The organism is Actinoplanes sp. NPDC051851 (genome assembly GCF_040681165.1).
In the GTDB taxonomy this organism is placed as follows: Bacteria; Actinomycetota; Actinomycetes; order Mycobacteriales; family Micromonosporaceae; genus Actinoplanes.
Window position 1 is genome coordinate 209,570 of the sequence record NZ_JBFAYF010000009.1, and the last position, 23,390, is coordinate 232,959.

Sequence of the window (23,390 nt, forward strand, 5' to 3'; positions counted from 1 at the left end):
GGTCAGGCCGCCTTCCGGGTGCTGGCCGTGCGAGTGCGAGTGGCCTGACTGGAGCGGTTGAGGCCGCCCCACACGCCGAAGCACTCGCCGTTCTGGGTGGCGTACATGTCGCACTCGGCGCGGACCGGGCAGCGCGTGGTGCAGATCTTTGCGGCGCGCACACTGTCGCCGGGCTGGTCGGAGGTCCATAGCGGGTCGGCCACGCCGTCGATGGGCGCGCAGGGCAGGTCCCGGCGGCGCATCCAGGCGGGCCCGGCCTCGAAGATCGGCAGGAGCTTGATGACGCTGGGGTCGAGGCGGATGTCGAGGGTCTGCTCGATCACGACTGGTCTCTGGGGGTGGTGTCGATGTAGTCGGCCAGGAGGTCGCGGTACAGGTCGCGTTCGAACTCGGCGGCGTCCAGCTGGTCGCGGAGGTTGGACAGCCGGTGGAGGGCCCAGACGGTGATCGCGGACGCGAAGACGGCGGCCAGGAGCCAGGCGAGGGCGGCGAGCGCGAGGATGCCGGTCAGGGTCCAGGCGCTGGCGGTGGAGAGGATGCTCATGCGGCACCCCCGGCGAGCGCGAACAGGTTCGGCTGCTCCACCGCCGGCCGCTTGGCCGCCGGACGCTCCGCCCTCGTACGCGGCGGCACGACTGCGTCGGCCTGGACGGCGAAGAGCAGATCGCCGCCGGGCGGCCCGGGGCAGCGCCACTGGCAGGGACGGCCGGTGAGGCGGACCTCGGCGACGGCCATGCCGTCGCGGTTGAGGATCCACGTCTCGTGCCACGTCTTCGGCGAGGTGCCGCGCCGGTGGGCACACCGGTCGGGCCTGCTGGCCTGGCAGTGGCCGCACGGCCCCCACTCACACCGGCACATCCGGACGGCGGCGGGGCCGAGCGTGAGGTCCTCGTCCTGGTGCTTGGCGCCGCGGCCCTCGGCGCCGACGGAGCGCCGGTACGCGCCGGTGAGGACCTCGGCGTAGATCCGGTCCGCGACGTCGAGCGGCATCGGCGCGATCACCGGTCCACCGCGCAGCCCGTGCCCCTGCGGCACCGGTTCGCGCCCTTGCGGCTGAGCCAATTCCCGCAGCGCCAGCAGGTCGGCTTCCCGTTGGCGTGCCAGCGCAGGTGTGCCTCGGCGGCTGCGATGGCGGACGGGCGGCGGTAGTAGCCGCCGATCGACATCCGGCACTGGTAGCCGTCCGGGGAGTCGATGCAGATGGTCGCCCAGGAGTTGGCCGAGTAGGTGATCAGGGCGCGGCGGTCGCTTTCTGGGTCAACGATCGTCAGGTCGCGCTTCACCGGGCACCCCCGAACCACAGCGACGCGTCCCCGGCCGGCGCCGACATGACCGTGGGGGCCGGGTCGAGGCCGAGCTCGGCGGCGAGGGCGGCGTAGATCGGCGGGTTCGGCCGGTCGGTGCGGGCCAGCGCGGCGTTGAGCTCGGCCAGGTTACGGATCGGCCCGGTCGGCTTGCGCAGCACCGCGGCGGTGACGGCGGGCAGGTAGGGGCACGGGGTGATCACGGCGGGCGCGGGCGCCTGGGCGACGGCGACGACGGTGGTCGCCCGGCCGGGCTCGGGCCGGGTGGCGTGGTCGGAGTGGTAGACGGCCATGGGGGCTCCGTTCGGAGCGGCGGCCAGCGCGGTCGCGGGTCGGAAGAACGGGCGGCGGTGCCGGGGCGCCGGCCGGATGGCCGACGCAGGGGCGAGCCGGAACAGGGAGATCACGCGCCAACCGCCTTGGCCTTGCGGCGGGAGGGGACGTTCACCGCGGACCACACGGACACCCAGCTCCAGGCGAGCCAGACCGGCTTGTCGTAGTCGATGCGCTCGGCCTTGACGGCGACCCAGGGGCTGCCGTCACCGACGGTCTTGGACCGGTGGGGCGCCTTCTCCGGCTCGATCGGAAAGCCGAGAACCGCGGCCCAGGCGTGGACGCCGGCGCGGTCGTTGTCGTCGAGCCGCAGGTTGAGGCGGCGGCCGGTGCTGCTGAAGCCGATGTCCAGCGGGAACGGCAGATTGTGCTGCTCGGCGAGGGTGGCGATCGTCTGGAGGGTGACGGACCGTCGAAGGCCGATGTCGGTGCTGGTGGTCGCCTGCTGGGCGTCGGTCATGGGATACTCCATTCGTAGTGAGTGCCGCCAGTTGCCGCCGGGAAGTGGAGCTGGCGGTGCTTTTTTGTGCGGGTCAGGCAGCCTGTTCGCGCTTACGGCGCCGGGCAGCGATCGACTTCCGCGTGAGGTCCGCGTAGTACGCCTTCCGCGCCGACTCGGCGCGCCGGGCACGTTCGGGCAGCGGGAGGACCCCGTCCGGGTCGACCTGCCGCTCGAACCGGGCCTGGAGCCCAGCCCGTGCCGGCGCGGTCGCGGCGGTGCGGTCGGCCTCGCGGGACCAGCGGGCGTGAGAAGCGGCCCGGGAGTGCAAGGCCCGTTCCATCGGCGTCTCGCGATGGTTGCGGGGCATCAGGCGGCGACCTTGGCGAGAAGCATCGTGACCGGGCACTGGAACGTCTCGGCCAGCCGGTTCATCACCGAGGGTGCGAGGCCCCGGGTGCCCTTCTCGGCCTCGCACAGGACGCTCGCGGAGATTCCGAGCTGCCGCGCGAGTGCTCCCTGACGCCATCCCGCACGTTCGCGCGCCCACTTCAGGGCGGCGGGGTCGTGGGTGACCGGGGCTACTCGCCTCGGCCGTGGGGTGTTCGGCATGGGAACGAAGCTACACGCGAACGTTCGCGAAGTAAAGAGAACCTGTGCGTAGCTTCTGAGACAGAGGCTCGAACAGTTCGCGTCTTTCGCGACATCGACCCGACCAGGGGTTACGCACTGTTGTTCGAAGGGTTGCGCAGGTCGCGGTGGACTTCGCGGACGTTCGCGTGAAACCATGAAATCGTGGAACAGATGACACCGGAGCAAACGCCTGAGGGCAGGATGATCCAGGAGTGGGCGAAGCGAACCGGTGAATCTGTTCGTCAGCTCGCCGCGAAGGCCGGGATCAGTGACACTCGGTGGCGGCAGATCGTCAAGGGATGGCAGCCCGCCGCAGGTGGCATGAAAATACCCGTGCGCGGCAACGCGCAGACGCTCGCCAGGATGAACATGGCGATCGGCAGGACGGCAGATGCGCTCGCAGACGCCGGCCGTGTCGACGCGGCTGAGGCGCAACTGGAGTTGGAACAAGCTGCGAAGCGGGTCGACATTGTCGCCGCGACGTCGATGATCTCTGTCGGGATCGACCCGGAGCATCCGGTCGGCGGTGACGAACTCATCGACCTGATCTACGCAGACAAGAACATGACCGCCCAGGAGAAGCTCATCCGGATACGGCAGGTCATGGAGCTCCGCGCCCAGGCCGCCGACCAGCCTGCGATTCCGATGTTCCGGCGCGCGGACAGCAGCTCGGCCTCGGCATCCGAAGACACCGAGGCCGAGTGGCAGGTCAACGAAGAGGCGCTCCCGGAGGAGCCAGAGCGCTAGATCCGGTCGCCGAACGAACGCTTGCGGTAGGACGACTGTGCGCGGTCGACGGCCGCGATCTTGCCGTAGCGGTCGAGCATCTGGCGCGATCTCCAGCCGCCGAGCACCATTAGGTCGCCCTCCTCGCCGCCGGCCTTTCGGAATTCGGATGCCCAGGTATGGCGTGCCATGTGCGGGTGGAAGTTCTTGATGCCGGCCTGGGCCGCCCGGGTCTCCAGCATGGCTCTGATGGCTTCCCGGGTGATTGGCCCGCGGTTCCTGTCGCCGAGCCATAGCTGGGGAAGTTCGGCGAAGGGGTGCTTCCGCCGTTCGCGTATATACCGGTCGACGGCTCGGGTGCCTTTGACCCCGAGTGGAACCGCTCGGACTCGCGGCCCGGACCGGTTGGTGCCTTTCCCCTTGACGAAGATCATTCTGCTTTGCAGGTTGAAGTCCTCGACCTCCAGTTTGGAGTTTTCCGCAAGGCGTACACCGCCGTCGAAGAAGACATAGATGATGGCCGTGTCGCGCCGCTCCTTGAACGACGTTCCGTTGCAGGTTGAGAGGAGCGCGCTGACCTCGGATTCGCTGAGAAGATTGGTCGCGGTCTCTCCAGGCTTCGGTCCGCGAACGCCTTCAGTGGGATCGGTCTTTGCTTCGCCTTCGCGGACGAGCCACCGGTGGAAGTGCCGAATCCCGGTGAGCCATGCGCGAGTGCTGTTGACCGCGTACTTCTCGTTGGCGTCGGCGAGCCAGCCCCGAATATGTTCGCGTTTGGCTTCCAGCGGGCTGACGCCCGGGTGGTGGGCGTATAGCCAGGCGCCGAACCGGTGGACTCCAATCACGTACGACCTGCGGGTGGTCGGTGGGTACCGGTCGGCCTGTAGGTCCAGTTCCCAGCTTGGTAGCAGAGCGTTGAAGTCCTCGTGCATGATCGGAAAGGTTAACTGCAGTAGTAGCGCTGTTGCCATTGTCCGATCGGCTGGTCTTGGTGAGTACATGCAGGTAGAGGTGCTGTTTGAGGGATTGCTGAGGGTGTTCGCTAGTACTGTTAATACAAGAACAATTCCAACAGTACGCTCCTGGGCACGAAGTCCAGCTCGCTGGACCCGGGGAGCTTCAGCGTCTACACCAGCGCGATCACTCCCGGCCGTGGGGTCGAGGCGCCGCAGATCAGCAAGTCGAACACGTCGGACACCTGGTACATGTGGGGCGACACGTGGAGCCCCAACGGGCGGTTCTTCTGCTGGTCGACGACGAGCGTGGCGGGTGGGTCGTGGACGCTGCTCAACGACCGGGCGTACACGCAGCCGTTGAACTCGAAGCACTGCGGGATCGTGCCGATCACGGCCACCGAGCTGTCGAACCTGACCGGTAAGTGGGGCACGCCGTCCTGGAACCGGGTGAAGTCGTACAACTACCCGGACCGGTACATCCGGCACGCCAGCAACGTGGGGCGGATCGACGCCTACCCGTTCGACCCGTACCAGGATCAGCAGTGGACGCTGGTGGCCGGCCTGGCCGATTCGAGCGGGGTGTCGTTCCGTTCGGTCAACTACCCGGACATGTACCTGCGGCACTCCAACTACGCGATGGTCCTCAACACCAACGACGGGACCAGCACGTTCGCGGCCGACGCGACGTTCTACAAGACCAGTGGGTTCGCCGACTCGTCGTGGACGTCGTTCCAGTCGTACAACTACCCGACCCGGTACCTGCGGCACTCCAACTACGTGCTGCGGATCGATGTGATCAGCAGCAGCTCGTCGACCACCGACAAGCAGGACGCCACGTTCCGGATCGGCTACTGACACCCATAATCGGGGTGTGACCTTTGTGGAGAGCGCCGGGCCGGCCCTCGGGAGAGTGGTCGGCCAGGCGGCCGCGCCCCTGGTGAACCGGCTCCGGCTGACCCTGATCAAGAAGGGGCTGGTACAGGACAGCGACGCCGCCGGCCGGCTCCTGCAGATCGGCGGCCCGCACCGGGGCGGCACGCGGACGCTGTCGCTGCTCGATCAGCTGCCGGCCGGGGTCACCAACCGGCAGATCACCGCGTTCGCCGGCAGCGGGGCGGTGCGCTCCGCCGCTCAGGAGATCATCGCCGCCTACGTCGCGGGTGTGGCACCGGACCGGGTCCTGAGCCGGTTGGAGAGGCTGTTCTTCGCGGAGCTCCACGGTGCCGCGCCGACCGAACTGGCGGCCTACTATCTGAGCTTCCAGGAGAGTCTCCAGCTTCAGTGCCGGGAGGTCGCCGAGCAGCTCACCTCGGTGCCGGTGCGGTCGGGGGAGGGCTTCGACTGGGCCGGGGCGATCCTCACCCGGGCCACCCTGGAGGCGATCGAGCGCCACACCGCCACGCTCGCCAGGGCGGGGCGGCCGACGGCGGAGGAGGCGACGGCCTGGCTCGACGCGTACCGGAAAGCTTTTCTGACCCATCACGGCAGCATCGTGATCCCGGACCTGGACCACCGGCGGCTCGTCCCCTCCGAGCGGCTCTTCGTCGGCCCGGACGTGCGTCTGCTGGCCGATCCCCGGCGCGGCGGCATCGCCTTCGGCGACGTCCAAGACCACATCGACCGTACGGTCCTGCTGGGCGATCCCGGCGCCGGGAAGTCCACGGCGAGCTCGCGGCTCGGCGTCACGTGGTTCACCGAGCGCGGGCCCTGCTTCCAGGTGGTGCTGCGTGACCTGCGGCGCCTCGACCAGGACGCCGGATTCAACCTGGTCCGCGAGATCGAGAGGACGCTGGAGGCCCGGTACCAGGTGACGGTGCCGTCCGGGACGGTCGAGGACCTGCTGCTCGCCGGGGACTCGCTGGTCGTGCTGGACGGACTGGACGAGGTGCCGACGCTCGCGCTCCGGAAGCGGACCGCGGAGGTCATCGAGGCGGCGGCGTTCGCTTATCCGCTGACTCGTTTCCTGGTGACCGCGCGGTCGACGGGGTACCACGAGAGCCGGCTGGACACCGGGGTCTTCACCGAGTTCCGGGTCATGCCGTTCACCGCCGATCAGGTGCGCGCCTACGCCCGCAACTGGTTCGGGCTGGTCGCGGTGGACCGTCCCGGATCCGTGGAGGACTACGTCGCGGACTTCATGACGAGCAGCGAATCGGCCGACGACCTGCGTACCAATCCACTGCTCCTGGCCCTGATCTGCATCCTCTACCGGGGGCACGGCGCCATTCCGCGGCAGCGCCCGCAGATCTACCGCCGGTGCGTCGAGATGCTGGTCCGGGACTGGGACACGGCGCGGGGCGTGACCACGCGCCCGTGGGAGACCGACGTCTACGAGGTGGCGCTGGCCGAGATCGCCCATCTCGTCTACAGCCGCCCCGAGTACCGGGCGGGCATGACCGAGGAGCAGCTGAGACAGGTCGCGGCGCAGAACATGCTCGCCGAGGCGGTGACCAGCCGGCGGGAGGCGGTCCAGCTCGCCGCCGACATGATCGCGCTGTGCCGCGGGCGGGGCTGGATCTTCACCAACGTGGACGTCGACGACGCGGGGAACGACGTCTACTCGTTCGCGCACGGCAGCTTCCTGGAGTACTTCACCGCCACCCACCTGGTACGCAACGCCGGGACCAGCGCGGCGCTCGCGGACGGCCTGCTGCCGTTCCTGCTCGCCGGGCGCGGTGAGGTGCTGTCCCAGATCGCCGTGTCGATGGCCGGTGTCCACCGGGCGAACGGCGCCTCGGACACCATCGGCGAGCTGATGGAGCGGGCGTGGCGGCTACCGCCGGACGACGGGCGGGTGGTCACCGCGTTCATCGTCAACACGGCTGACGTGATCCCGCTGAACGAGAACGGTCTGATCTCGCTGGTGCGGGGGTGCGTGCGGCTGACCCGCCGCCTCTTCCAGGACCGGCAGTTGCTGCCGGTGCTGCTGGGGCCGGACTTCCGGCACGCGTCCGGGGTGCAGGTGGCGCTCGCCGGGGCGCTCGCCGAGATCGCCGCCGAGGGTCCCGGGACGATGCGGGAGTTCCTCACCTGGCACGACTGGGCCTGGGACGTGGTGATCCAGCACGGGATCGTGGACTTCTCGGGGCGCTCCGAACGGGAGTCGCTCTTCGCGGGGGCGCTGCACCGGGCCTCGCCGCACACGGCCAGTTGCACGGCGGTCTGGCTGGCGGAGCAGGTGGGCCGGGACCCGGTCGCGGCCCGCCAGCTCCGGCTGATCACTTCCGGCCTGCGGCCGTGGCTGCTGGAGCCGGTCGACGGGCCGGACCTGCCGGCCCGTGACTTCGCCGGGATCGGGGAGGTGTTCAACCGTGCGCTGGCCCGGGCGGCGGCGTCCCCGGCGGAGGTGCTGGGCGGACTGGCCTACCTCGCGGCCGGGGCGGCGGAGATCGTGATCCGGCACTTTCCGCCCCACGAACATCCCGGCGGTCTGATGGGGCAGCTCATCGCGGCGCGGTGGAGCGAGGACGCCGGCGCACTGCCGAGCGGAGTGTCCGCTCTGGATCATCCGGAGCGGGAATTCCTGCAGGAGTGGGCGCGAGGGAACCGCCGCGTCCTGACCTGGCCGGACGACTTCCCGGCGCAGGCGGTCTCGTAGCGCCCGCGTCGCTCCGCAGCCGGGTCCGGTGACCGCGCCCCGTTTCGTCGCTGGCAGGCGGTCGCGCTGCGGGCCGGAAGCGGGCAGCGGCTCGCGGCGCCGCGAGCCTGAGGGTGACGTCGCGACCCGGGGTGGGAACGTGCGTACCGTAAGAAAGGCGTGAGTGAGACGCTCGGAGTGGCCACCGCCGGGGTAAGGGCTGGGCGTGGCTGAAGAGGAGAGCACGCGCACCGTCGTCGTCGCGGTGATCGCGAACCTGGGGATCGCCGTGGCGAAGACCGTGGCGGCGTTGATGACCGGATCCGCGTCGATGTGGGCCGAAGCCGCTCACTCGGTGGCCGACAGCGGCAACGAGGTGCTGCTCTTCGTGGGATTGCGCCGGTCGGCGCGGGGTCCTGACGATAGGCATCCTTTCGGGTACGGGCAGGAGAGGTACTTCTGGGCGTTCCTCGCGGCGCTCGGCATCTTCCTGGTCGGCGGAGTGCTCTCGATCGGCGAGGGGGTTCGCAGCCTGCTGGCGCCGGAGCCCCTCGAATCCCTCTGGGTGGGTGTGGCCGTGCTGCTCGTCTCGGCCGGGTTCGAAGGCTACTCCTGGTTCGTCGCGCACCGGCAGCTGCGCCGCGACGCCGACGAGAAGAAAAGGTCGTTGATGCAGCATCTGCGCCGCGGCGACGATCCGAGCGCGGCGACGGTGTTCCTGGAGGACTCGGCGGCGCTGATCGGTCTCGGCCTGGCGCTGGCCTCGCTGCTGTTGCACGCGTTCACCGGCTGGGCGGGCTGGGACGCGGTCGGCAGCATCAGTATCGGCGTGCTGCTGATCGTGGTGGCGTACCTGCTGGCCCGGCGTTCCAAGGCGCTGCTGCTGGACGAGTCGGCGCCGGCCGACGTGCTCGGGCCGATCCGTGCGTCGGTGGCGGAGGCCGATTGGGTGGAGCGCCTGGACGAGGCGCACGCGGTCTACGTGGGACCGTCCAGCCTGCTGGTGAACCTCTGGGTGGTGCCGTCCGGCGAGATGCGCGGCGGGTCGGCGGACGAGCTGGTGGTCCGGGTGAACGAAATGCGCCAGCGCCTGCTCGCCGATCCCGGCATCGACCACGTCACCGTGACGGTCGCCACAGACTGAAGGGTGGATCCCAGTGGGATAGGGTGGGATCCAATCTCGCCCACGTCTCGGGGAGGCTTGTCATGGGGGTTCGCCGGATCATCGCGCTCACGCTCGGCTGGGAGGACCTGCCGAAATCCGCGTCGGTGCACGGTGGGTCCCGTGCCGAGCGTGTCCGGGAGCCGGTTCCGGGTCTGCTGCTGGAGACCGGGGACGGCTGGCTGCTGATCGACACGGGGTTCAACACGGCGCTGCTGCGTGATCCCGCGCTGCGGCGGCGGTTCTATCCGAGTCCGAACTATCAACCCGAGCTTCCCGGCGACGGGGAGCCGCTGGAGGAGGCGCTGACCGCGGTCGGCCTGCGGCTGGACGACGTCACCGCGGTGGCGCTCAGTCATCTGCACGTCGACCACGCGGGCGGGCTGAAACACTTCGCCGGGCGGCTTCCGGTGCACATTCAAAGGGCCGAACTCGCGTATGGGACGAGCAATCACCCGGAGCCGGAGAAGTATTCGATGGCCCGGATCGACTACGACGACCCGCGGATCGACTGGCGGTTCGCGGACGGTGACGTGGAGATCGCCCCGGGGGTGACCGCGCTGCTCACCGCCGGGCACACGCCGGGGCACCAGAGCTTCGTGGTCGATCTGGACCCGGCGGTGGGCGGCGGCGGGTTCGTCTTCGCCTGCGATGCCGCCGACCTGACCGAGAACATCACCGAGGAACGCGCGATCGGCTCGTTCCTCGGCGTCACTCCCGAGCAGACGGTGGAGCAGATCCGCAAGCTGAAGGAGGTGGGCGCCCGGCGGGGCTACCGGGTGATCCCCGGCCACGACCCGATCGCATGGCCGGAACTCACCGCCGAGCTGGGGGAGAGGTTCGGCCCGATGACCGCACGCCCGAGCGGGGCCCGATGACCGCGCACGAACGCGGCCCAGTGACCGCCTGCACGAGCGGGGTCAGATGACCGCGCGCACGAACAGATAGGTGCCGACCAGCAGGCCGAAGGTCACGATCACCGCGCGGAGGACCTTCGCCGGGAGGCGGCGGGCGACCTTCGCCCCGAGGTAGCCGCCGATCACCGTGGCCGGCGCGACCACGGCCACGGCGGCCCAGTTCACCGGGCCGAAGATGCTGTACACCAGGATCGTGACCATGCCGACGATCGCCGAGAGGAGGTTCTTCAGGGCGCTCACCCGGGCCAGCGTCTCTTCGAGGACGAGCGCGAGTCCCGCCACGAGCAGCACGCCGAGCGCCGCGTTGAAGTAGCCGCCGTAGAGAGCGCACAGGAAGACCGCGGTGTGCAGCATGACCTGCGCGCGCCGGTCGGAGACGTGTGCCGGATGCCCGACGAGTCCGCGCAGCTTCGTCTGGAACGCCAGCATCAGGGCCGCCCCGATGACCAGGAACGGCACCACGAAGTCGAACACGTGCCGCGGCGTTTTCAGCAGCAGCGCGCACCCGCACAGCGCCCCGGCGATCGCCGTCGGGATCACTCGCAGTGCCCGCCTGCCCTGCCCGGCGAGATCGGCTCGGCTGCTCACCACACTGGACGCGTAGCCCGGCGCCACGGACAGCGCGTTGCTCACGTTCGCGGACACCGACGGCATCCCGATCGCCAGCATCATCGGAAAGGTGATCAGCGACCCGCCCCCGGCGATCGCGTTCACTCCTCCGGCAGCCAGCCCGGCCACCAGCAACAACGTCGCTTCGGTAAGGTTCAACGCCGCCCACTTTCAAGATCAAAATCAGATTTCCAGGGTACGGGCGAAGCCCCGCCCCGCGACACGACCGTTCCGCTCTGTGACATGCCCGCCCCGGGGCACATGATCGGCCGGACGCTATATCACCACATGATGGGGCATAGCGTCCGGCGCTGAGCGAGTCAGGAGAACACCGCGGCCACACCGTCGGCGCGGGGATCGCTGGCGGCGGCGAGAACGCCGTCGCGCAGCCGTGCCACTTGGACGTGACCGGCGTCGTCGTGCGGGCCGCCGGTGTACTCGACGGCGAGGCCGATCCCGGTCGCGGTGGCGGCCAGGGTCCCGGAGTCCGGGGTGCCGGGCTCCATCAGCAGCGTCGGTACCGGGCGGTCGATCTCGCGGGCGCCGATGATCCAGCGCGGCCGGGCGAGCAGGCCGGGCAGGTCGGGGGAGCCGACGGCGTCCGGGGCCACCTGGGCGAGGATCCACGGCTGTGCGCGGCCGCCCTGACAGCCCAGCGCCACCACCGTGTCGCCGGAGACCGCGAGGGTCGGGCAGAGCGTGTGCGGGGGACGTACCCCCGGCTGGATCCGGCCGGGATGCTGCGGATCGAGGCTGAACGACGAACCCCGGTTGTGCAGGACGAGGCCGGTGCCGGGGTCGAGCAGCCCGGAACCGAAGCTCTGGAACACGCTCTGGATCAGGGTCACCGCCGTCCCCTGGCTGTCGACCGCGGTGACGGCTACGGTGTCACCGGCCGGCTTCGGAATGGAGTCCGTGCCGGACGGGAGGACGCCCGGGGGGAGGGTGTCAGGGGGGAGGGTGCCCGGGGGGAGGACGCCGGACGAACCGGGAGCCGGGGAGCGCAGCAGGAGGCCGTCGAGGTCGATCGGGCCGGTGCGCGGGTCGCCGAGCAGGGCGTCGCGAGCCAGCTGGGCGCGGCGGGCGTCGGTCAGCAGGTCCGCCGAACCGGTGATCGCGAGGAAGGTCGCCCCGTGGACCGGAGGGGGTGCGGCGTGCCAGGTGAAGGCTCCGGCCGTACCGGAGAGAGGGGTGGAAAGCTCTGCTTTGTGACCGGCGAAATCGGTCACCGACAGGGGGCTGCCCAGCGCGTTGAGACCCTCCACCAGACGGTGCGCCAGGTGGCCCTTGTAGAACGCGCGCCAGTTCGTGCCGATCGCGCCGAGGGTGGTGGCCAGCGCGGGCTGGTGCAGCGTGGTGACCGGGGCGCCGGAACCGTCGAGGAGCAGCGCGGACAGGCCGGGGTCGGCGCGGATGTCGTCGAGGCGGCCCAGGATGGCCCGGTGCAGGCCCGCGCTGACCGCCACCCCGCCGGCGGCGAGGGCCCGGGCGGGGGCGAGCAGCTCGGCGAGGGGGAGGCGCGCGCCGAGACCGGCGATCGCCGCCCAGCCCGCGACGACGCCCGGGACGGTCACCGTCTGCGGGCCGCCGAACGGCATCCGGTCGCCGGCCGCCCGCAGCGCCGGGATGTCGATATCGGTCGCGGCCGCTCCGATCGACAGGACGGCCCGGGGCTCGCCGCCGGCCGGGCGGACGATCGCGACCAGGTCGCCGCCGACCGAGCACTGATGCGGGTAGGCGACGGTGAGCGCGGCCGCCGCGGCCAGCGCGGCGTCGAGGGCGTTGCCACCGGCCTCGACCACCGTCCGCGCCGCGTCGACGGCCGCCGGATGGGGAGCGGCGACCGCCACGCGGACGGTCATCAGGCGTCTCGCTTGATCAGGATGGCGCGGGCGAAGGAGCCGTCCGCGCCGACCAGCTTGGCCGGGAGGCAGACCAGCTCGTAGGCGCCGCCCGGGACGCCGTCCAGGTCGGCGTTCTCCAGGATGATCAGGCCGGCGCCGAGCAGGACGTGGTGGGCGTCCCAGGTCTCGGTGCGGGTGTGGCTCTCGATGGTCAGGTAGTCGATGCCGATCAGCTCGACCCGCTCGGCGATCAGCCACTGCGCGGCCTCGGGGGAGAGACCGACCCAGGACGGTGCGCGGTCCGGCTCCTTGAGCGGTCCGGCCGAGTTCGACGTCTTCAGCAGGATGCGCTTCTGGCCGGCGACCCCGGCGGCCTCCAGATCGGCGACCGTGATGTCGCCGGTGACCGCGGTCAGGTCGGCGACCACGGCCGGGCCGACCAGTGAGTGCAGGTCGAGCTTGTCGACGGGGGTGGCGCCGTCGACGAAGTGGGCCGGCGCGTCCACGTGGGTGCCGGTGTGCGCGCCGAGGCGCCAGCGGGTCACGTTGGAGGCGTCGCCGTTGGCGAGCGACTCGACGATCTCCACCTCGGGCTTGCGGCCCCAGTGCAGCATCTCCGGGTGGATCGGGAGGGTGATGTCGAAGATCTCCACGGGAAAACCTCTCAGTCGGGGCGGTGGGCGGAGGACGGCCACGGCTCGCGGACGGCGGCGCTGACGGCCTGGGCGGTGGTCTGGACGCAGCGCTCGAACTCGGCCTTACCGTGCTCGGCGTTGGCGGCGGAGACCTCGCGGCCCCAGACGCCGGTCTCGCTGACCTGGTCCATCCGGTAGTCCCAGAACGAGTCGACGTCGACGTGCGAGGTGGCCCGCTCCATGCGTACCAGGTCGGGGCGCAGGTGCAGCATGACCGAGGTCTCGAAGAAGTTGGCGTGCATCAGGCCGCGGCCGAACTGGACCCGTCCGTTGACCTCGGGGCCGGGGTACATGGTCACGTAGCCGAGGGCGCGTACCCGGGAGTCCTTGTGGCGTACGCGCAGCTTCTCGGCCGAGACGTCGAGCGATCCGTTGTTCCAGATGTGCCCGTTGAGCAGGATGAACTGGCGTACGCCACTCGCGTGCAGGGAGTCGATGACGTCCTCGACCACGGCGATCAGCGTCTCCGGGCGCAGCGCGACGGTGCCCGCGAAGTCGCCGTGCGAACCGGAGACGCCGTACGTCAGCGGCGGGATCACCGGGACGCCGGTGAGCGCCGAGACGCCGAGCGCGACCTCCTGGCAGATCACGGTGTCCACGTTGAGCGGCAGGTGCGGGCCGTGCTGCTCGACCGCGCCGACCGGGATGATCACCGCGTCGCTGGTCACCTTCCCGGCCTCGGGCCAGGTCATCTCGTCCCAGCGGACCGGCCGGTTCTCGGTACTCATGAAACCTCCTGAAGATGTCACCAGACCCGCCGCGACTTCTCCGGCAGCAGGTCGAGGGCCCGGACCGCGATCACCTCGTCGGTCGCCGGCGCGGTCAGCCAGACCGTCGCCTCCGGGCTGTAGTCGCTGATCAGTTCCCGGCACACGCCGCACGGCGCGATGATCCGGAAGGTGCCGGCCGGCTTGATCTGCACCGACACCACGCTCGCCACCTCGGCGAGCGGGTTGCCCGCGCCCCGGGCGGTGCCGAGCGCGACCCCCTCGGCGCAGATCGAGCTGCGGCGGCAGGATCCCTCCACGTGGACGCCGGTGTGCACCGCGCCGTCGGTGGTCCGCAGGGCGGTGGCGACCTCGTGCCGCCCGGACGTCCAGACGCGGCCGAGCAGCTTCTGGGCGTGTTCCAGCAGTTCGACGTCGTCCGGCGGCATCGAGGCGGGCGGCGTCACCGGAATGATCGTCATGCCGCGATTCCGAGGATCTTCGCCATGTTGCCGCCCTCGACCAGGGCCCGGTCGGCCTCGTCCGGGATCGCCTTGGCGATCTTCATCCGCTCCAGGTCGAAGTCGGAGCCGGGCCACTCGCTGCCGAGCAGGATCTGCGACGGGCCGAGGCGGGCGTACGCGCGCCTGACGTCGGCCATCAGCGTCGCCGAGGTCTCCAGGTAGATGTGCGGGTTCCGCTCGGCCACGATGATCGCCTCGGGTACGTTCCAGACCGCGCCCATGTGCGCGATGATCGTCGGCACCCCGGGGAAGCCCTTGGCGATCTCCTCGATCGCCAGCGGCGCGCAGAACGCGTCGTCCAGCGCGTTGATCAGGATCGGCATGCCGAGCTCGTCGCACGTGGCGAAGACCGGGTCGAGCAGGCCGTGGTCGGCGACATGGTAGCCGTGCATGCTCGGGTGCAGCTTGAGCCCGCTGATCCCGGCGTCCTTCATCCGGGCGATCTCGTCGAGCGCGTCGTCGGCCTGCGGCATCACCTGGCCGAAGCCGATGAAGCGGTCCGGGTACGCCTTGACCAGGCCGGCGATGAAGTCGTTCTCGATCCGCTGGGCCAGCGAGCAGACCATCGCCATGTCGACGCCGGCCGCGTCCATCCGGTCCAGGATCCGCTGCGGGTCGAACGGCGTGTACGGCGGCGGCGCCTGCCCCGGCCGCGCCCCGGTGAGGTAGTCGGAACGCCCCCGGACGTCCTGGGTGGTGTTGTACGCATCGATGATCATGTGGCGCCTTCCAAGGGGATCAGGGGCAGGTGACAGCGGACCTGGCGGCCGTCGGCGATCTCGCGGAGTGCGGGTGGGTCGGTGCGGCACGTGTCGATCGCGTACCGGCAGCGGGTGTGGAATGTGCAGCCGGACGGCGGGTCGGCGGGATCGGGCAGGTCGCCGGTGAGTTCGATCCGTTCCCGGGCGGGACCCTTCTCGAGCGCCGGGACGCTGGAGAGGAGCGCTTCCCCGTACGGATGGGCCGGGCCGGCGAAGAAGTCGTCCCGGGACGCGATCTCGATGATCTGACCGAGATACATCACCGCGATCCGGTCCGCGATGTGCCGGACCACGCCGAGGTCGTGCGAGATGAAGAGCATGGTCAGCCCGCGCTCGCGGATCAGGTCGGTGAGCAGGTTGATCACCTGGGCCTGGATCGACACGTCGAGCGCGGAGACCGGCTCGTCGGCGACCACGAACCGCGGCGACGGGGCGAGCGCGCGGGCGATGCCGATCCGCTGCCGCTGGCCGCCGGAGAACTCGTGCGGCCGCCGGGCGCCCGCCTCGCGGCCCAGGCCGACCTGGTCGAGCAGGTCGTCGACGACCTTCCGGGCCTCCTCCTTGGAGGCGCCGCGGGCGCGCAGCAGCGGCTCGGCGACGATGTCGGCGATCTTCCGGCGCGGGTTGAGCGAGCCGAACGGGTCCTGGAAGACCATCTGCAGGTCGGCGCGGGTCTGCCGGAACAGGGTGCCGCGCATCGTGGTGATGTCCAGCCCCAGGTAGCGGATGGTCCCGGCGGTCGGCTCGGTGACCCGCAGCATGGTCCGGCCCAGCGTGGACTTGCCGCAGCCGGACTCGCCGACCAGGCCGAGCGTCTCGCCCTCGAAGATCTCCAGGTCGACGTCGCGGACGGCGCGGACCCGGCGGCCGGCAGAGCCGGCGAACTCCACCCGCAGGCCCTCCAGTTGGAGCAGCGGTGTCGGTTTCACGAGGTCACCACCTTGGTGTCGAGCAGGCACGCGTCCAGGTGACCGGCGGCGCCCCGGCGCTGGGCCAGCGCCGGCGGGGTGGCCGTGCAGGACTCGTGGGCGAAGGTGCACCGCGGGGCGAAGGCGCAGCCCGGCGGGCGGGCGACGCCGGTGAGCGGGCTGCCGGCGATGGCCGGGAGGCGCGCGGCGGCCGGGCCGTCGACGCGCGGGACCGAGTCGAGCAGCGCCTTCGTGTACGGGTGCTGCGGGTCGAAGAGCACCTGGTCACGGGTGCCCTGCTCGATGATCCGGCCGGCGTACATGACGGCTACCCGGTCGGCGACCTCGGCGACCACCCCGAGGTCGTGGGTGATCAGCACGACCGTGGTCCCGTGGTCGGTCTGCAGGCGCTTGAGCAGCCGCAGCACCTGGGCCTGGATGGTGACGTCGAGCGCGGTGGTCGGCTCGTCGGCGATCAGGACGGCCGGGTCGTTGGCGAGACCGATCGCGATCATCACGCGCTGGCGCATGCCGCCGGAGAGCTGGTGCGGATAGGCGCGCGCGGCCTGTGCCGGGTTCGCGATGCCGACCTCGCCGAGCAGCTCCTCGGCCCGCTGCCAGGCCTGCTTCTTCGGGACCCGCTTATGGGTACGGATCATCTCGGCGACCTGGTCGCCCACCTTCTGGGTGGGGTTGAGCGCCGCGAGGGCGTCCTGGAAGACCACCGCGATGTCCCGGCCGCGGACCTCGCGCAGCGCCTTCTCGTCCGCCGCGACCAGGTCCCGCCCGCCGAAGAGCACCTGGCCGCCGATGTGCGCGCGGGGCCCGCGGTTGAGCCCGACCAGGCTCATCGAGAGCGCGGACTTGCCGGAGCCGGACTCGCCGACCAGCGCCAGGATCTCGCCGCGGCCCAGGGTCAGGTCGATCCCGGCGACCGCGGGCAGCCGCCCGCCCGGCACGTCGAACTCGACGCGCAGGCCCTTGATCTCCAGGAGGGCTTCGCTCACAGCGTGGCCAGGGCCTGGTCGATGACGCCCAGCACGGCGTCCGGGTGGACCCGCGGGGTGAAGTGGCTGCCGCCGACCTCGCTGGTGACCGCGCCGGCCCGGGCGGCCATGTCGCGCTGGATCACCGTGGGCAGCGTCTTGTCCTCGGCGGCGACCAGGTACCACATCGGCGTGGTACGCCAGGCGGGCACGCCGGTCGGCTGGCTGAAGATCCGGTTGTCGCTCTGCCGGGCCTCGGTGTCCCAGACGGCGCGCTGCTCGACCGGGACGTCCCAGCCGATCTCGTTCCAGTACTCCTCGGTGTGCTCGGACTTCCACTCGCCGTTCGGTCCGCGCCGCATGTACTTGGAGACCTCGGCCGGTGGGTAGCGCTCCACGATGCCGTTGACCGTCTCGCCCTCGTCGGGGGCGAACGCCGCCACGTAGACCAGGCCCTTGACCGCGGCCGACCGGCCGACGTTGGTGATCACTGCACCGCCGTACGAGTGGCCGACCAGCAGCACCGGGCCGCCGACCGCCTCGACGACGCTCAGGGTGTGCGCGACGTCGTCGTCGAGCGAGGTCATCGGGTTGGTGACCAGGGTGTGCGGGCGGTCGCCGAGCAGCGGGACCAGCTCGGACCAGGTGGTCGGGGTGCCGCCGGCGCCGTGGACGAGGACGATGTGCATGGGTCAGGCCTTCCGCAAGCGGGGATCGAGAGCCAGGTAGAGCAGGTCCACGACGACGTTGACCAGCGTGAAGAGCAGGGCGATGGCGAGCGCGGCGCCCTGCACGATCGGATAGTCGCGCTGCACGATCCCGCTGACCAGCAGGTTGCCGACGCCGGGGTACGAGAAGACGGTCTCGGTGATCACCGACCCGCCCAGCAGCGACCCGAACTGCAACCCGAGCACGGTCACGATCGGCAGCGAGGAGTTGCGCAGCACGTGCCGGCGCAGGACCGCCCCGCCGGAGAGCCCCTTCATCCGGGCGGTGCGCACGAAGTCCTCGCCGAGCACCTCCAGCACCGAGGCCCGGACGATCCGGGTGATGAACCCGGCCATCGAGAGGGCGAGCGTGGTGGCGGGCAGGATCAGGTGCTCGATCCACGGCCAGATCAGCTCCGGCCGGTTCTGCAGGATCGCGTCGAGCAGCACGAAGTTGGTGAACGGGTGGTAGTCGAGCGCGTTGGGCAGGCGGCCGATCACCGGCAGCCAGCGCAGCCAGACACCGAAGATCACGATCGACAGCACGCCGAGCGCGAACCACGGCAGCGAGAAGCTGACCGTGCCGATCGCCCGGGTGGTGGTGTCGATCCAGGTGTCCTTGCGCAGCGCCGCGACCACGCCGGTGACCATGCCGATCAGCACCGCGATCAGCATCGCCGCGACGGTCAGCTCGATGGTGGCGGGCAGCGTGTCGCCGAGCAGGCCGGTGATGTCGTTGCCGCCGTAGAACGAGCTGCCCAGGTCGAGGTGGACCAGGTCGCCGAGGAAGCTCGCGTACTGGTGGGCCAGCGACTGGTCCAGCCCGAACGCGGCGTTGATCTTCGCTTCGTTCTCGGCGATCTCGGCCGCGGTGGCCGTACCGGAGGCGCCGCCCGCCGCCAGCGTGGTCGCCGGGGAACCGGGCAGCAGCCGCATCGCGATGAAGACCATGGTGCTCAGCGCGAGCAGCACCAGCGGCACCGAGAGCAGCCGCTTGACGATCATCCAGGCGGTGCCCCTCATCGGGAGCTCCGCGGGTCGAGGGCGTCGCGCAGGTCGTCGCCGACGAAGTTGCAGGCCACCACGAAGATCAGGGTGGCCGCCGCGGGGAGCACCACCAGCCGTGGCGCGGTGTAGAGGAACTCCTGGCCGGCCTGCACCATGTATCCCCAGTCCGGTGTCGGGGGCTGGATGCCCAGCCCGAGGTAGGAGAGGCCGGCGGCGAACCCGGCGGCGACCGACAGGGTCATCACCACCTGGGCGAGCATCGGTCCCGCGATGTTCGGCAGGACCTCCTGCACGAGGACGCGGGGCGTGCGGGTGCCGCCGAGCCGTGCCGCGAGCACGTAGTCACGGCCCGCCTCGCGCGCGGCGAGGGCCCGGGCCAGCCGGGCCAGGCCGGGTGCCAGGGCGATGCCGATGCCGGTGACCAGGCTGCCGACGCCGGGCTGCCAGGCCGAGACGATCAGGATGATCAGCAGCATCGACGGGAAGGCCAGCGCCAGGTCCATCAACCGCATCACCACCCATTCGGTACGCCCACCGGCGTACCCGGCGACCAGTCCGGCACCCGTGCCGAGCACCGCGGCGAGCGCGGTGGCCAGGAACGAGACCAGCAGCAGCGGGCGGGCGCCGTAGACCATCCGGGCCAGTTCGTCGCGGCCCAGGTCGTCGGTGCCGAGCAGATGGCCGGGCGCGCCGAGGGTGAGCAGCGCGTCGGCGGTGCCACGGGCCGGATCCGCCGAGACCAGGAACGGGCCGGCCAGCGCGACGAGCACGAAGAGCGCCACGACGATCCAGCTGGCGGCCGCGAGCGGGCCACGGCCGAGCCTCCGCACCGCGAACGCGGTGCGGAGGCGGGACCCGATCAGATCAGACACTCGCGTTTTCCATGTAGCAGCGGTGGTTGCCGAGAGCTCTCCAGTTCATGTTCTCGACGTCGGCGCCGCTCACGACGGGGTTAGCGGCACAGACCAGCATGCTGAGCGTCATGTACTTCTCGGCCCAGGCCCGCTGGATCTCCGAGTACCGCGTCTTGCGGGCGGTGGCGTCGGTGATGTTCTTGGCCTCGAAGAGCATGTCCGCGTAGTCGGCCGAGCCGTCCAGCGTGGTGAAGCCGGAGATGTAGTCGCCGTAGACGCCGGACGGTTTCGCCAGCGAGCCGATCATGTCGTCGGCGTCCGGGTAGTAGCCGTTGCGCTCCCAGATCATCAGGTCGTGGTACTCGTCGTCCGGGTTGAGCAGCCGGTTGAAGTAGGTGGCCGGGTCGACCGAGTCGGTCTCCACCTTCAGCCCGATGTCGGTCAGGTTCTGCGCGATGATCTGTGCGGCCTTCGGGTGCCAGCTGTCGCTCGCGGCCATCAGGTGCACCGTGCGCCCGGTCGCTCCGGCCGACTTGATCAGCGCCTTCGCCTGCTCGACGTTGGTGGTCGAGATGTCGGCGAGGGTGGCGTCGTACGCGTCCTGGTTCGGCGGGATGGTGTAGCCGTCCGGCTTCACCGCCGCCCCGAAGAACGCCTGGGAGATCAGCGAGTCCCGGTCGATGGCCAGGTTGATCGCCTTGCGGACGTCGAGCTCGGGGATCCGCCGGACGTCCATCATCATGAACGCGTCGAAGCTCTTCGGGGTGTCGTACACGGTAACCGATTTGTCGCTCTTGAGCTGCTCGAGAGCGGAGTAGGGCGTGAACTGGGTGGCCCCGATGTCACCGGAGAGCAGCGAGCTGACGATCGTCGACGGGTCGGTGACCTGCTGCAGCACCAGGCGGTCGATCGGCGGCTTGCCGAGCCGGAACTTGTCGAACGCCTCCAGCGTCACCGACTGGCCGGAGGTGGCCGCGGAGAACGTGAAGGGGCCGGTGCCGACCAGGTTCTTGCCGATGTCGCTGCCGTACTTCTCCAGGGCGGCCTTGGAGATGATCCGGCCGCCGATGTCGGAGAGCCGGCCGAGCAGGGTGCGGTCCGCCTTCTTCAGCTTGAAGACCACGGTGTAGTCGTCCGGCGCGGTGAGCGCGGCGAGGTTCTCGCCCATCGCCTTCAGCGGCCGGGACGAGCCCTCCAGCAGCGTCTTGTTCTTGTCGTTGAACTGCCGGTCCAGGCTGGCCAGCACGTCGGCGGAGGTGAAGGTGGTGCCGTCGTGGAAGGTGACTCCCTGGCGGAGCTTGAAGGTGTAGGTGAGCTGGTCGTCGGAGATCGTCCAGCTCTCGGCCAGGTCGGCCTGCGGCTCGTTGGTCTCGAAGGAGATGAAGGTCAGGCCACGGCACACGCAGTCGACGACCATCCAGTCGCCGAGAGTCGTGTAGTACGCGGGGTCGTTGACCGCGCTGGTGCCGTCGATGGCGAGGGTCAGTGTGCCGCCGGTCTTGGGGGAGTCTCCGCTCTTGTCGTCCTCGGCGGCGATGCCGCAGGCGGCGAGCAGGCCGGTGAGGCCGGCGCCCATGCCGAGGATCGATGCGCCGCGCAACAGTGTGCGGCGGGAGACGTTGTGGTTGCCGATTTCCATCATCTGCGCCACTCCGGGGTGTATTAAAGTCCGCCTATTTGGGATTTCATTCGGCTCGGATTGGATCCAATCATCGCGATCTTGCGTCGCGCTGGCGTATCCGCAATGTGAACTAGTGATTGCGCCGACCTCGGGGGAGGCCGGCGCCACCACCTATGAGCAGCAGGAACTTCCATGGTCGCGGGTCGCGGCCGGATCCGGGATGTCGAGGGCCGGGTTGCGGTCGAAGAAGCCGTCCGGCTCGAGCACCAGGTGGATCGCCTCCACCGGCATCACCGGCCACTGCTCCGGCCGGGGCAGGTGGTGCACGCCCAGGACCGGCCAGACCACCAGGGGTACGCCGTCGATCGAGCGCTCCTGCCGCTGCCAGACGTGCACGCCGTCCTCGCCCGGCTCGGCGTGGTTCGGGTACTGCCCGCCGATGAACTGCTCGTCCTCCGCGTACGGCGTGGCCCAGACGTGCTGGTGGATGAAGGGCGCCCGGCGGGCCATCACCGACTCGGGCAGGCCGAAGCTGCGCGTGGTGTTCGGGATGACCAGCCGGTACGCGGTCGGCTCGCCGTACCGGTTGGTCCGCTCGGCGCTCTCGATCCGCCAGTGCCGGGCGATGCTCGGGTCGTTGCGCTGCCCGGTCTCCACGGTCAGCGGCTCCCGCACGTAGCGGACCGCGTTCCCGTACGGGTTCAGCGCCGGGTCGGTCTCGGCCTCGGCGTGCTCCTCGACGAGCCGGTTGCGGGTGCCGTCGATCGCGGTGTCCAGCCGGATGCCGAAGTAGTGCTGGTGGATCGGGGTCTGCACGTGCTTCGAGACCACCCGGCCGTACGGCGCCTCGGCCCCCTCGTCGATCCCGGAGGCGGAGAGGATGCCGGTCAGCTTGACCTCCAGCTCGATCCGGCCGTCCTGGTAGAGCGTCCAGTAGAACCCGTAGTCGTAGTTGGCGACGGTCTGGAAGTTGGAGATCACCAGCCGCCGCGACCGCCGGACCTCGCTGACGCCGCGCCGCAGGTCGTTGTGCTTCCAGAGGATGCTGGCGTCCTCCTCGTGCATGCAGATCGCGTTGCCGATCGTCACCGGATCGCCGTAGCCGCCCAGGTGCATGCCGTCGAAGTAGTAGATGACGCCGAGGCAGTCGCAGCCCAGCGCGAGGGAGTTGGTCAGCGGGCCGGCGCCGTACTCGCCCCAGTCGAAGAAGTTCTTCCGGTACTGGGTGGAGTTGGAGTCGAGGTAGGGCACGTACATCTCGTTGCAGGCGGCGCGCTTGAGCACCGGGCGGCCGAGGAACTCCAGGTCGTAGAGGACCAGACCCTCGCGGTGGGTGAAGCCGACCCGGAACGTCCAGCCCTGCCACTCCACCTTCCAGCCGTCGACGCTGAAGCTCGGGCCCTCGGGCTGCACCACGTCGAGCGGCTTGAGGCCCTCGCGGTCCGGGCCGAACGCGCCGGTGGTCAGCGGGCCGGCCTCCTCGGAGACCGGGATGACCCCGTGGTCCTCGACCTCCAGGACCTCCATGGTGTCCATGTCGATGATCGGGACGACGCCCTGCACCGGACGGGCGTAGCCGTTGTCCTCGACCGTGGTGCGGTGCCAGACCGTGCCCCAGGTGACCCGGCGGTCACGGTACTTCTCCTCGAAGCCGCCCATCGACTCGGCGTCGATCATGACGAGCGAGACGTCGTGGATGCCGCGTTTCGCGCACGCCTCGCGGAACAGCGGGCTCTCCCGGCAGGCCTGGGCGGCGGCGCGGGCCTCGTCGGAGGTGATCCCCGGACGGCGCGGGTCGACCTCGCGCCACTCCACGCAGGTGGCGCCCTCGCCGGCGATCAGCACGTCGACCTCCCAGGCCGCGCCGCCACCGGTGCGCATCGCGACCAGCCCGAGCCGGACGCCCTCGGCCTCGCCGGCCATCACCCGGCGGGCGTGCGCCTCGTCCAGGGTGGCGCCCCAGAACCGGGGCCGCTCGCCGAGCCGGCCGTCGAGACGCGCCGCGCCGACCGCGGCCTCCATCTCCGCGCTGGTCGGCGGGTCGAGGGGGTGCGAGCGGGTGGCCCGCGCGGGGGAGGTGTGGCACGCGCTCATCGCGGGCTCCTGTTCGTCGGCGAGT

27 protein-coding genes are annotated in these 23,390 nt (G+C 70.5%); 5 read left to right on the forward strand and 22 right to left on the reverse strand.

What is annotated here, in order from left to right:
• Nucleotides 1–2: 2 nt before the first annotated feature.
• The 8 genes from AB0M08_RS12420 to AB0M08_RS12455 form a co-directional block, all read right to left on the reverse strand.
• Nucleotides 3–323: a WhiB family transcriptional regulator gene (locus AB0M08_RS12420; protein WP_364492050.1), complete on the reverse strand. Its 321-nt coding sequence runs from the start codon at nucleotides 321–323 to the stop codon at nucleotides 3–5.
• On the reverse strand, nucleotides 320–544 hold the full coding sequence (locus AB0M08_RS12425) for a hypothetical protein (RefSeq protein ID WP_364492052.1): 225 nt from the start codon (nucleotides 542–544) through the stop codon (nucleotides 320–322). The genes AB0M08_RS12420 and AB0M08_RS12425 overlap by 4 nt, the downstream gene beginning before the upstream one ends.
• Nucleotides 541–1,002, reverse strand: coding sequence for a DUF6248 family natural product biosynthesis protein (locus AB0M08_RS12430; protein ID WP_364492054.1), 462 nt, complete (start codon nucleotides 1,000–1,002; stop codon nucleotides 541–543). The genes AB0M08_RS12425 and AB0M08_RS12430 overlap by 4 nt, the downstream gene beginning before the upstream one ends.
• Complete coding sequence (locus AB0M08_RS12435; protein ID WP_364492056.1) at nucleotides 999–1,283, reverse strand: hypothetical protein; 285 nt, start codon at nucleotides 1,281–1,283, stop codon at nucleotides 999–1,001. Before AB0M08_RS12435 ends, AB0M08_RS12430 begins: the two co-directional genes overlap by 4 nt.
• Nucleotides 1,280–1,597 (reverse strand): hypothetical protein, encoded by a 318-nt coding sequence (locus AB0M08_RS12440; RefSeq protein WP_364492058.1) that lies wholly within the window; start codon nucleotides 1,595–1,597, stop codon nucleotides 1,280–1,282. Before AB0M08_RS12440 ends, AB0M08_RS12435 begins: the two co-directional genes overlap by 4 nt.
• A 110-nt stretch (nucleotides 1,598–1,707) precedes the next feature.
• Nucleotides 1,708–2,097 (reverse strand): hypothetical protein, encoded by a 390-nt coding sequence (locus AB0M08_RS12445; RefSeq protein WP_364492061.1) that lies wholly within the window; start codon nucleotides 2,095–2,097, stop codon nucleotides 1,708–1,710.
• Nucleotides 2,098–2,170: 73 nt separating this feature from the next.
• Nucleotides 2,171–2,446 (reverse strand): hypothetical protein, encoded by a 276-nt coding sequence (locus AB0M08_RS12450; RefSeq protein WP_364492063.1) that lies wholly within the window; start codon nucleotides 2,444–2,446, stop codon nucleotides 2,171–2,173.
• On the reverse strand, nucleotides 2,446–2,688 hold the full coding sequence (locus AB0M08_RS12455; protein WP_364492065.1) for a helix-turn-helix transcriptional regulator: 243 nt from the start codon (nucleotides 2,686–2,688) through the stop codon (nucleotides 2,446–2,448). The genes AB0M08_RS12450 and AB0M08_RS12455 overlap by 1 nt, the downstream gene beginning before the upstream one ends.
• A gap of 183 nt (nucleotides 2,689–2,871) precedes the next feature.
• Between AB0M08_RS12455 and AB0M08_RS12460 the strand changes: the two genes are divergently transcribed.
• Nucleotides 2,872–3,456: a hypothetical protein gene (locus AB0M08_RS12460; RefSeq protein WP_364492067.1), complete on the forward strand. Its 585-nt coding sequence runs from the start codon at nucleotides 2,872–2,874 to the stop codon at nucleotides 3,454–3,456.
• Here AB0M08_RS12460 and AB0M08_RS12465 read toward each other — a convergent pair.
• Nucleotides 3,453–4,367 carry a tyrosine-type recombinase/integrase gene (locus tag AB0M08_RS12465; RefSeq protein ID WP_364492069.1) on the reverse strand — a complete coding sequence of 305 codons (915 nt, stop codon included), beginning with the start codon at nucleotides 4,365–4,367 and terminating at the stop codon, nucleotides 3,453–3,455. The two genes, AB0M08_RS12460 and AB0M08_RS12465, sit on opposite strands and share 4 nt — an antisense overlap.
• A 273-nt stretch (nucleotides 4,368–4,640) precedes the next feature.
• On the opposite strand from AB0M08_RS12465, the gene AB0M08_RS12470 reads away from it, so the two are divergent.
• The 4 genes from AB0M08_RS12470 (at nucleotide 4,641) to AB0M08_RS12485 (ending at nucleotide 10,008) form a co-directional block, all read left to right on the forward strand.
• Nucleotides 4,641–5,246 carry an AbfB domain-containing protein gene (locus AB0M08_RS12470; protein WP_364492074.1) on the forward strand — a complete coding sequence of 202 codons (606 nt, stop codon included), beginning with the start codon at nucleotides 4,641–4,643 and terminating at the stop codon, nucleotides 5,244–5,246.
• Nucleotides 5,247–5,262: 16 nt separating this feature from the next.
• On the forward strand, nucleotides 5,263–7,989 hold the full coding sequence (locus tag AB0M08_RS12475; RefSeq protein WP_364492076.1) for an NACHT domain-containing protein: 2,727 nt from the start codon (nucleotides 5,263–5,265) through the stop codon (nucleotides 7,987–7,989).
• A 205-nt stretch (nucleotides 7,990–8,194) separates the two neighbouring features.
• Nucleotides 8,195–9,112 carry a cation diffusion facilitator family transporter gene (locus AB0M08_RS12480; RefSeq protein ID WP_364492078.1) on the forward strand — a complete coding sequence of 306 codons (918 nt, stop codon included), beginning with the start codon at nucleotides 8,195–8,197 and terminating at the stop codon, nucleotides 9,110–9,112.
• 62 nt (nucleotides 9,113–9,174) lie between these two features.
• Entirely contained in the window at nucleotides 9,175–10,008 is an 834-nt protein-coding gene (locus AB0M08_RS12485; protein WP_364492080.1) for an N-acyl homoserine lactonase family protein, read from the forward strand.
• A 42-nt stretch (nucleotides 10,009–10,050) separates the two neighbouring features.
• Here the strand turns inward: AB0M08_RS12485 and AB0M08_RS12490 are convergent, their stop codons facing one another.
• From AB0M08_RS12490 to AB0M08_RS12550, 13 genes are all read right to left on the reverse strand, one after another.
• Nucleotides 10,051–10,815 (reverse strand): sulfite exporter TauE/SafE family protein, encoded by a 765-nt coding sequence (locus AB0M08_RS12490; protein WP_364492082.1) that lies wholly within the window; start codon nucleotides 10,813–10,815, stop codon nucleotides 10,051–10,053.
• 161 nt (nucleotides 10,816–10,976) lie between these two features.
• Nucleotides 10,977–12,518, reverse strand: a complete 1,542-nt coding sequence (locus AB0M08_RS12495; protein ID WP_364492084.1) for a gamma-glutamyltransferase — start codon at nucleotides 12,516–12,518, stop codon at nucleotides 10,977–10,979.
• Nucleotides 12,518–13,153 carry a cyclase family protein gene (locus AB0M08_RS12500; RefSeq protein WP_364492086.1) on the reverse strand — a complete coding sequence of 212 codons (636 nt, stop codon included), beginning with the start codon at nucleotides 13,151–13,153 and terminating at the stop codon, nucleotides 12,518–12,520. Before AB0M08_RS12500 ends, AB0M08_RS12495 begins: the two co-directional genes overlap by 1 nt.
• A gap of 11 nt (nucleotides 13,154–13,164) precedes the next feature.
• Nucleotides 13,165–13,923: a creatininase family protein gene (locus AB0M08_RS12505; RefSeq protein ID WP_364492088.1), complete on the reverse strand. Its 759-nt coding sequence runs from the start codon at nucleotides 13,921–13,923 to the stop codon at nucleotides 13,165–13,167.
• 17 nt (nucleotides 13,924–13,940) lie between these two features.
• Complete coding sequence (locus tag AB0M08_RS12510; RefSeq protein WP_364492090.1) at nucleotides 13,941–14,384, reverse strand: hypothetical protein; 444 nt, start codon at nucleotides 14,382–14,384, stop codon at nucleotides 13,941–13,943.
• Complete coding sequence (locus AB0M08_RS12515) at nucleotides 14,381–15,145, reverse strand: amidohydrolase family protein (protein ID WP_364492092.1); 765 nt, start codon at nucleotides 15,143–15,145, stop codon at nucleotides 14,381–14,383. The genes AB0M08_RS12510 and AB0M08_RS12515 overlap by 4 nt, the downstream gene beginning before the upstream one ends.
• On the reverse strand, nucleotides 15,142–16,116 hold the full coding sequence (locus AB0M08_RS12520) for an oligopeptide/dipeptide ABC transporter ATP-binding protein (RefSeq protein ID WP_364492094.1): 975 nt from the start codon (nucleotides 16,114–16,116) through the stop codon (nucleotides 15,142–15,144). Before AB0M08_RS12520 ends, AB0M08_RS12515 begins: the two co-directional genes overlap by 4 nt.
• On the reverse strand, nucleotides 16,113–17,102 hold the full coding sequence (locus AB0M08_RS12525) for an ABC transporter ATP-binding protein (protein ID WP_364492096.1): 990 nt from the start codon (nucleotides 17,100–17,102) through the stop codon (nucleotides 16,113–16,115). The genes AB0M08_RS12520 and AB0M08_RS12525 overlap by 4 nt, the downstream gene beginning before the upstream one ends.
• Complete coding sequence (locus AB0M08_RS12530) at nucleotides 17,099–17,770, reverse strand: alpha/beta hydrolase (RefSeq protein WP_364492098.1); 672 nt, start codon at nucleotides 17,768–17,770, stop codon at nucleotides 17,099–17,101. Before AB0M08_RS12530 ends, AB0M08_RS12525 begins: the two co-directional genes overlap by 4 nt.
• Before the next feature lie 3 nt (nucleotides 17,771–17,773).
• The gene (locus tag AB0M08_RS12535; RefSeq protein ID WP_364492100.1) at nucleotides 17,774–18,811 is read right to left on the reverse strand and encodes an ABC transporter permease; all 1,038 of its coding nucleotides are present in this window, start codon (nucleotides 18,809–18,811) and stop codon (nucleotides 17,774–17,776) included.
• A complete protein-coding gene (locus AB0M08_RS12540; protein ID WP_364492102.1) occupies nucleotides 18,808–19,668 on the reverse strand; it encodes an ABC transporter permease in 861 nt (286 codons plus the stop codon). Before AB0M08_RS12540 ends, AB0M08_RS12535 begins: the two co-directional genes overlap by 4 nt.
• Nucleotides 19,661–21,292, reverse strand: coding sequence for an ABC transporter substrate-binding protein (locus tag AB0M08_RS12545; protein ID WP_364492104.1), 1,632 nt, complete (start codon nucleotides 21,290–21,292; stop codon nucleotides 19,661–19,663). Before AB0M08_RS12545 ends, AB0M08_RS12540 begins: the two co-directional genes overlap by 8 nt.
• A 150-nt stretch (nucleotides 21,293–21,442) precedes the next feature.
• The gene (locus AB0M08_RS12550; RefSeq protein ID WP_364492106.1) at nucleotides 21,443–23,365 is read right to left on the reverse strand and encodes a primary-amine oxidase; all 1,923 of its coding nucleotides are present in this window, start codon (nucleotides 23,363–23,365) and stop codon (nucleotides 21,443–21,445) included.
• Nucleotides 23,366–23,390: the final 25 nt, after the last annotated feature.

Excerpts from the sequence above, each read along its gene's own strand:
- AB0M08_RS12510 (WP_364492090.1), bottom strand. The coding sequence starts at position 14,384 with ATGACGATCATTCCGGTGACGCCGCCCGCCTCGATGCCGCCGGACGAC.
- AB0M08_RS12535 (WP_364492100.1), bottom strand. The coding sequence starts at position 18,811 with ATGAGGGGCACCGCCTGGATGATCGTCAAGCGGCTGCTCTCGGTGCCG.
- AB0M08_RS12450 (WP_364492063.1), bottom strand. The coding sequence starts at position 2,446 with ATGCCCCGCAACCATCGCGAGACGCCGATGGAACGGGCCTTGCACTCC.
- AB0M08_RS12470 (WP_364492074.1), top strand. The coding sequence starts at position 4,641 with ATGTGGGGCGACACGTGGAGCCCCAACGGGCGGTTCTTCTGCTGGTCG.
- AB0M08_RS12425 (WP_364492052.1), bottom strand. The coding sequence starts at position 544 with ATGAGCATCCTCTCCACCGCCAGCGCCTGGACCCTGACCGGCATCCTC.
- AB0M08_RS12465 (WP_364492069.1), bottom strand. The coding sequence starts at position 4,367 with ATGCACGAGGACTTCAACGCTCTGCTACCAAGCTGGGAACTGGACCTA.
- AB0M08_RS12440 (WP_364492058.1), bottom strand. The coding sequence starts at position 1,597 with ATGGCCGTCTACCACTCCGACCACGCCACCCGGCCCGAGCCCGGCCGG.
- AB0M08_RS12550 (WP_364492106.1), bottom strand. The coding sequence starts at position 23,365 with ATGAGCGCGTGCCACACCTCCCCCGCGCGGGCCACCCGCTCGCACCCC.
- AB0M08_RS12515 (WP_364492092.1), bottom strand. The coding sequence starts at position 15,145 with ATGATCATCGATGCGTACAACACCACCCAGGACGTCCGGGGGCGTTCC.
- AB0M08_RS12505 (WP_364492088.1), bottom strand. The coding sequence starts at position 13,923 with ATGAGTACCGAGAACCGGCCGGTCCGCTGGGACGAGATGACCTGGCCC.
- AB0M08_RS12530 (WP_364492098.1), bottom strand. The coding sequence starts at position 17,770 with ATGCACATCGTCCTCGTCCACGGCGCCGGCGGCACCCCGACCACCTGG.
- AB0M08_RS12485 (WP_364492080.1), top strand. The coding sequence starts at position 9,175 with ATGGGGGTTCGCCGGATCATCGCGCTCACGCTCGGCTGGGAGGACCTG.
- AB0M08_RS12545 (WP_364492104.1), bottom strand. The coding sequence starts at position 21,292 with ATGATGGAAATCGGCAACCACAACGTCTCCCGCCGCACACTGTTGCGC.
- AB0M08_RS12445 (WP_364492061.1), bottom strand. The coding sequence starts at position 2,097 with ATGACCGACGCCCAGCAGGCGACCACCAGCACCGACATCGGCCTTCGA.
- AB0M08_RS12455 (WP_364492065.1), bottom strand. The coding sequence starts at position 2,688 with ATGCCGAACACCCCACGGCCGAGGCGAGTAGCCCCGGTCACCCACGAC.
- AB0M08_RS12495 (WP_364492084.1), bottom strand. The coding sequence starts at position 12,518 with ATGACCGTCCGCGTGGCGGTCGCCGCTCCCCATCCGGCGGCCGTCGAC.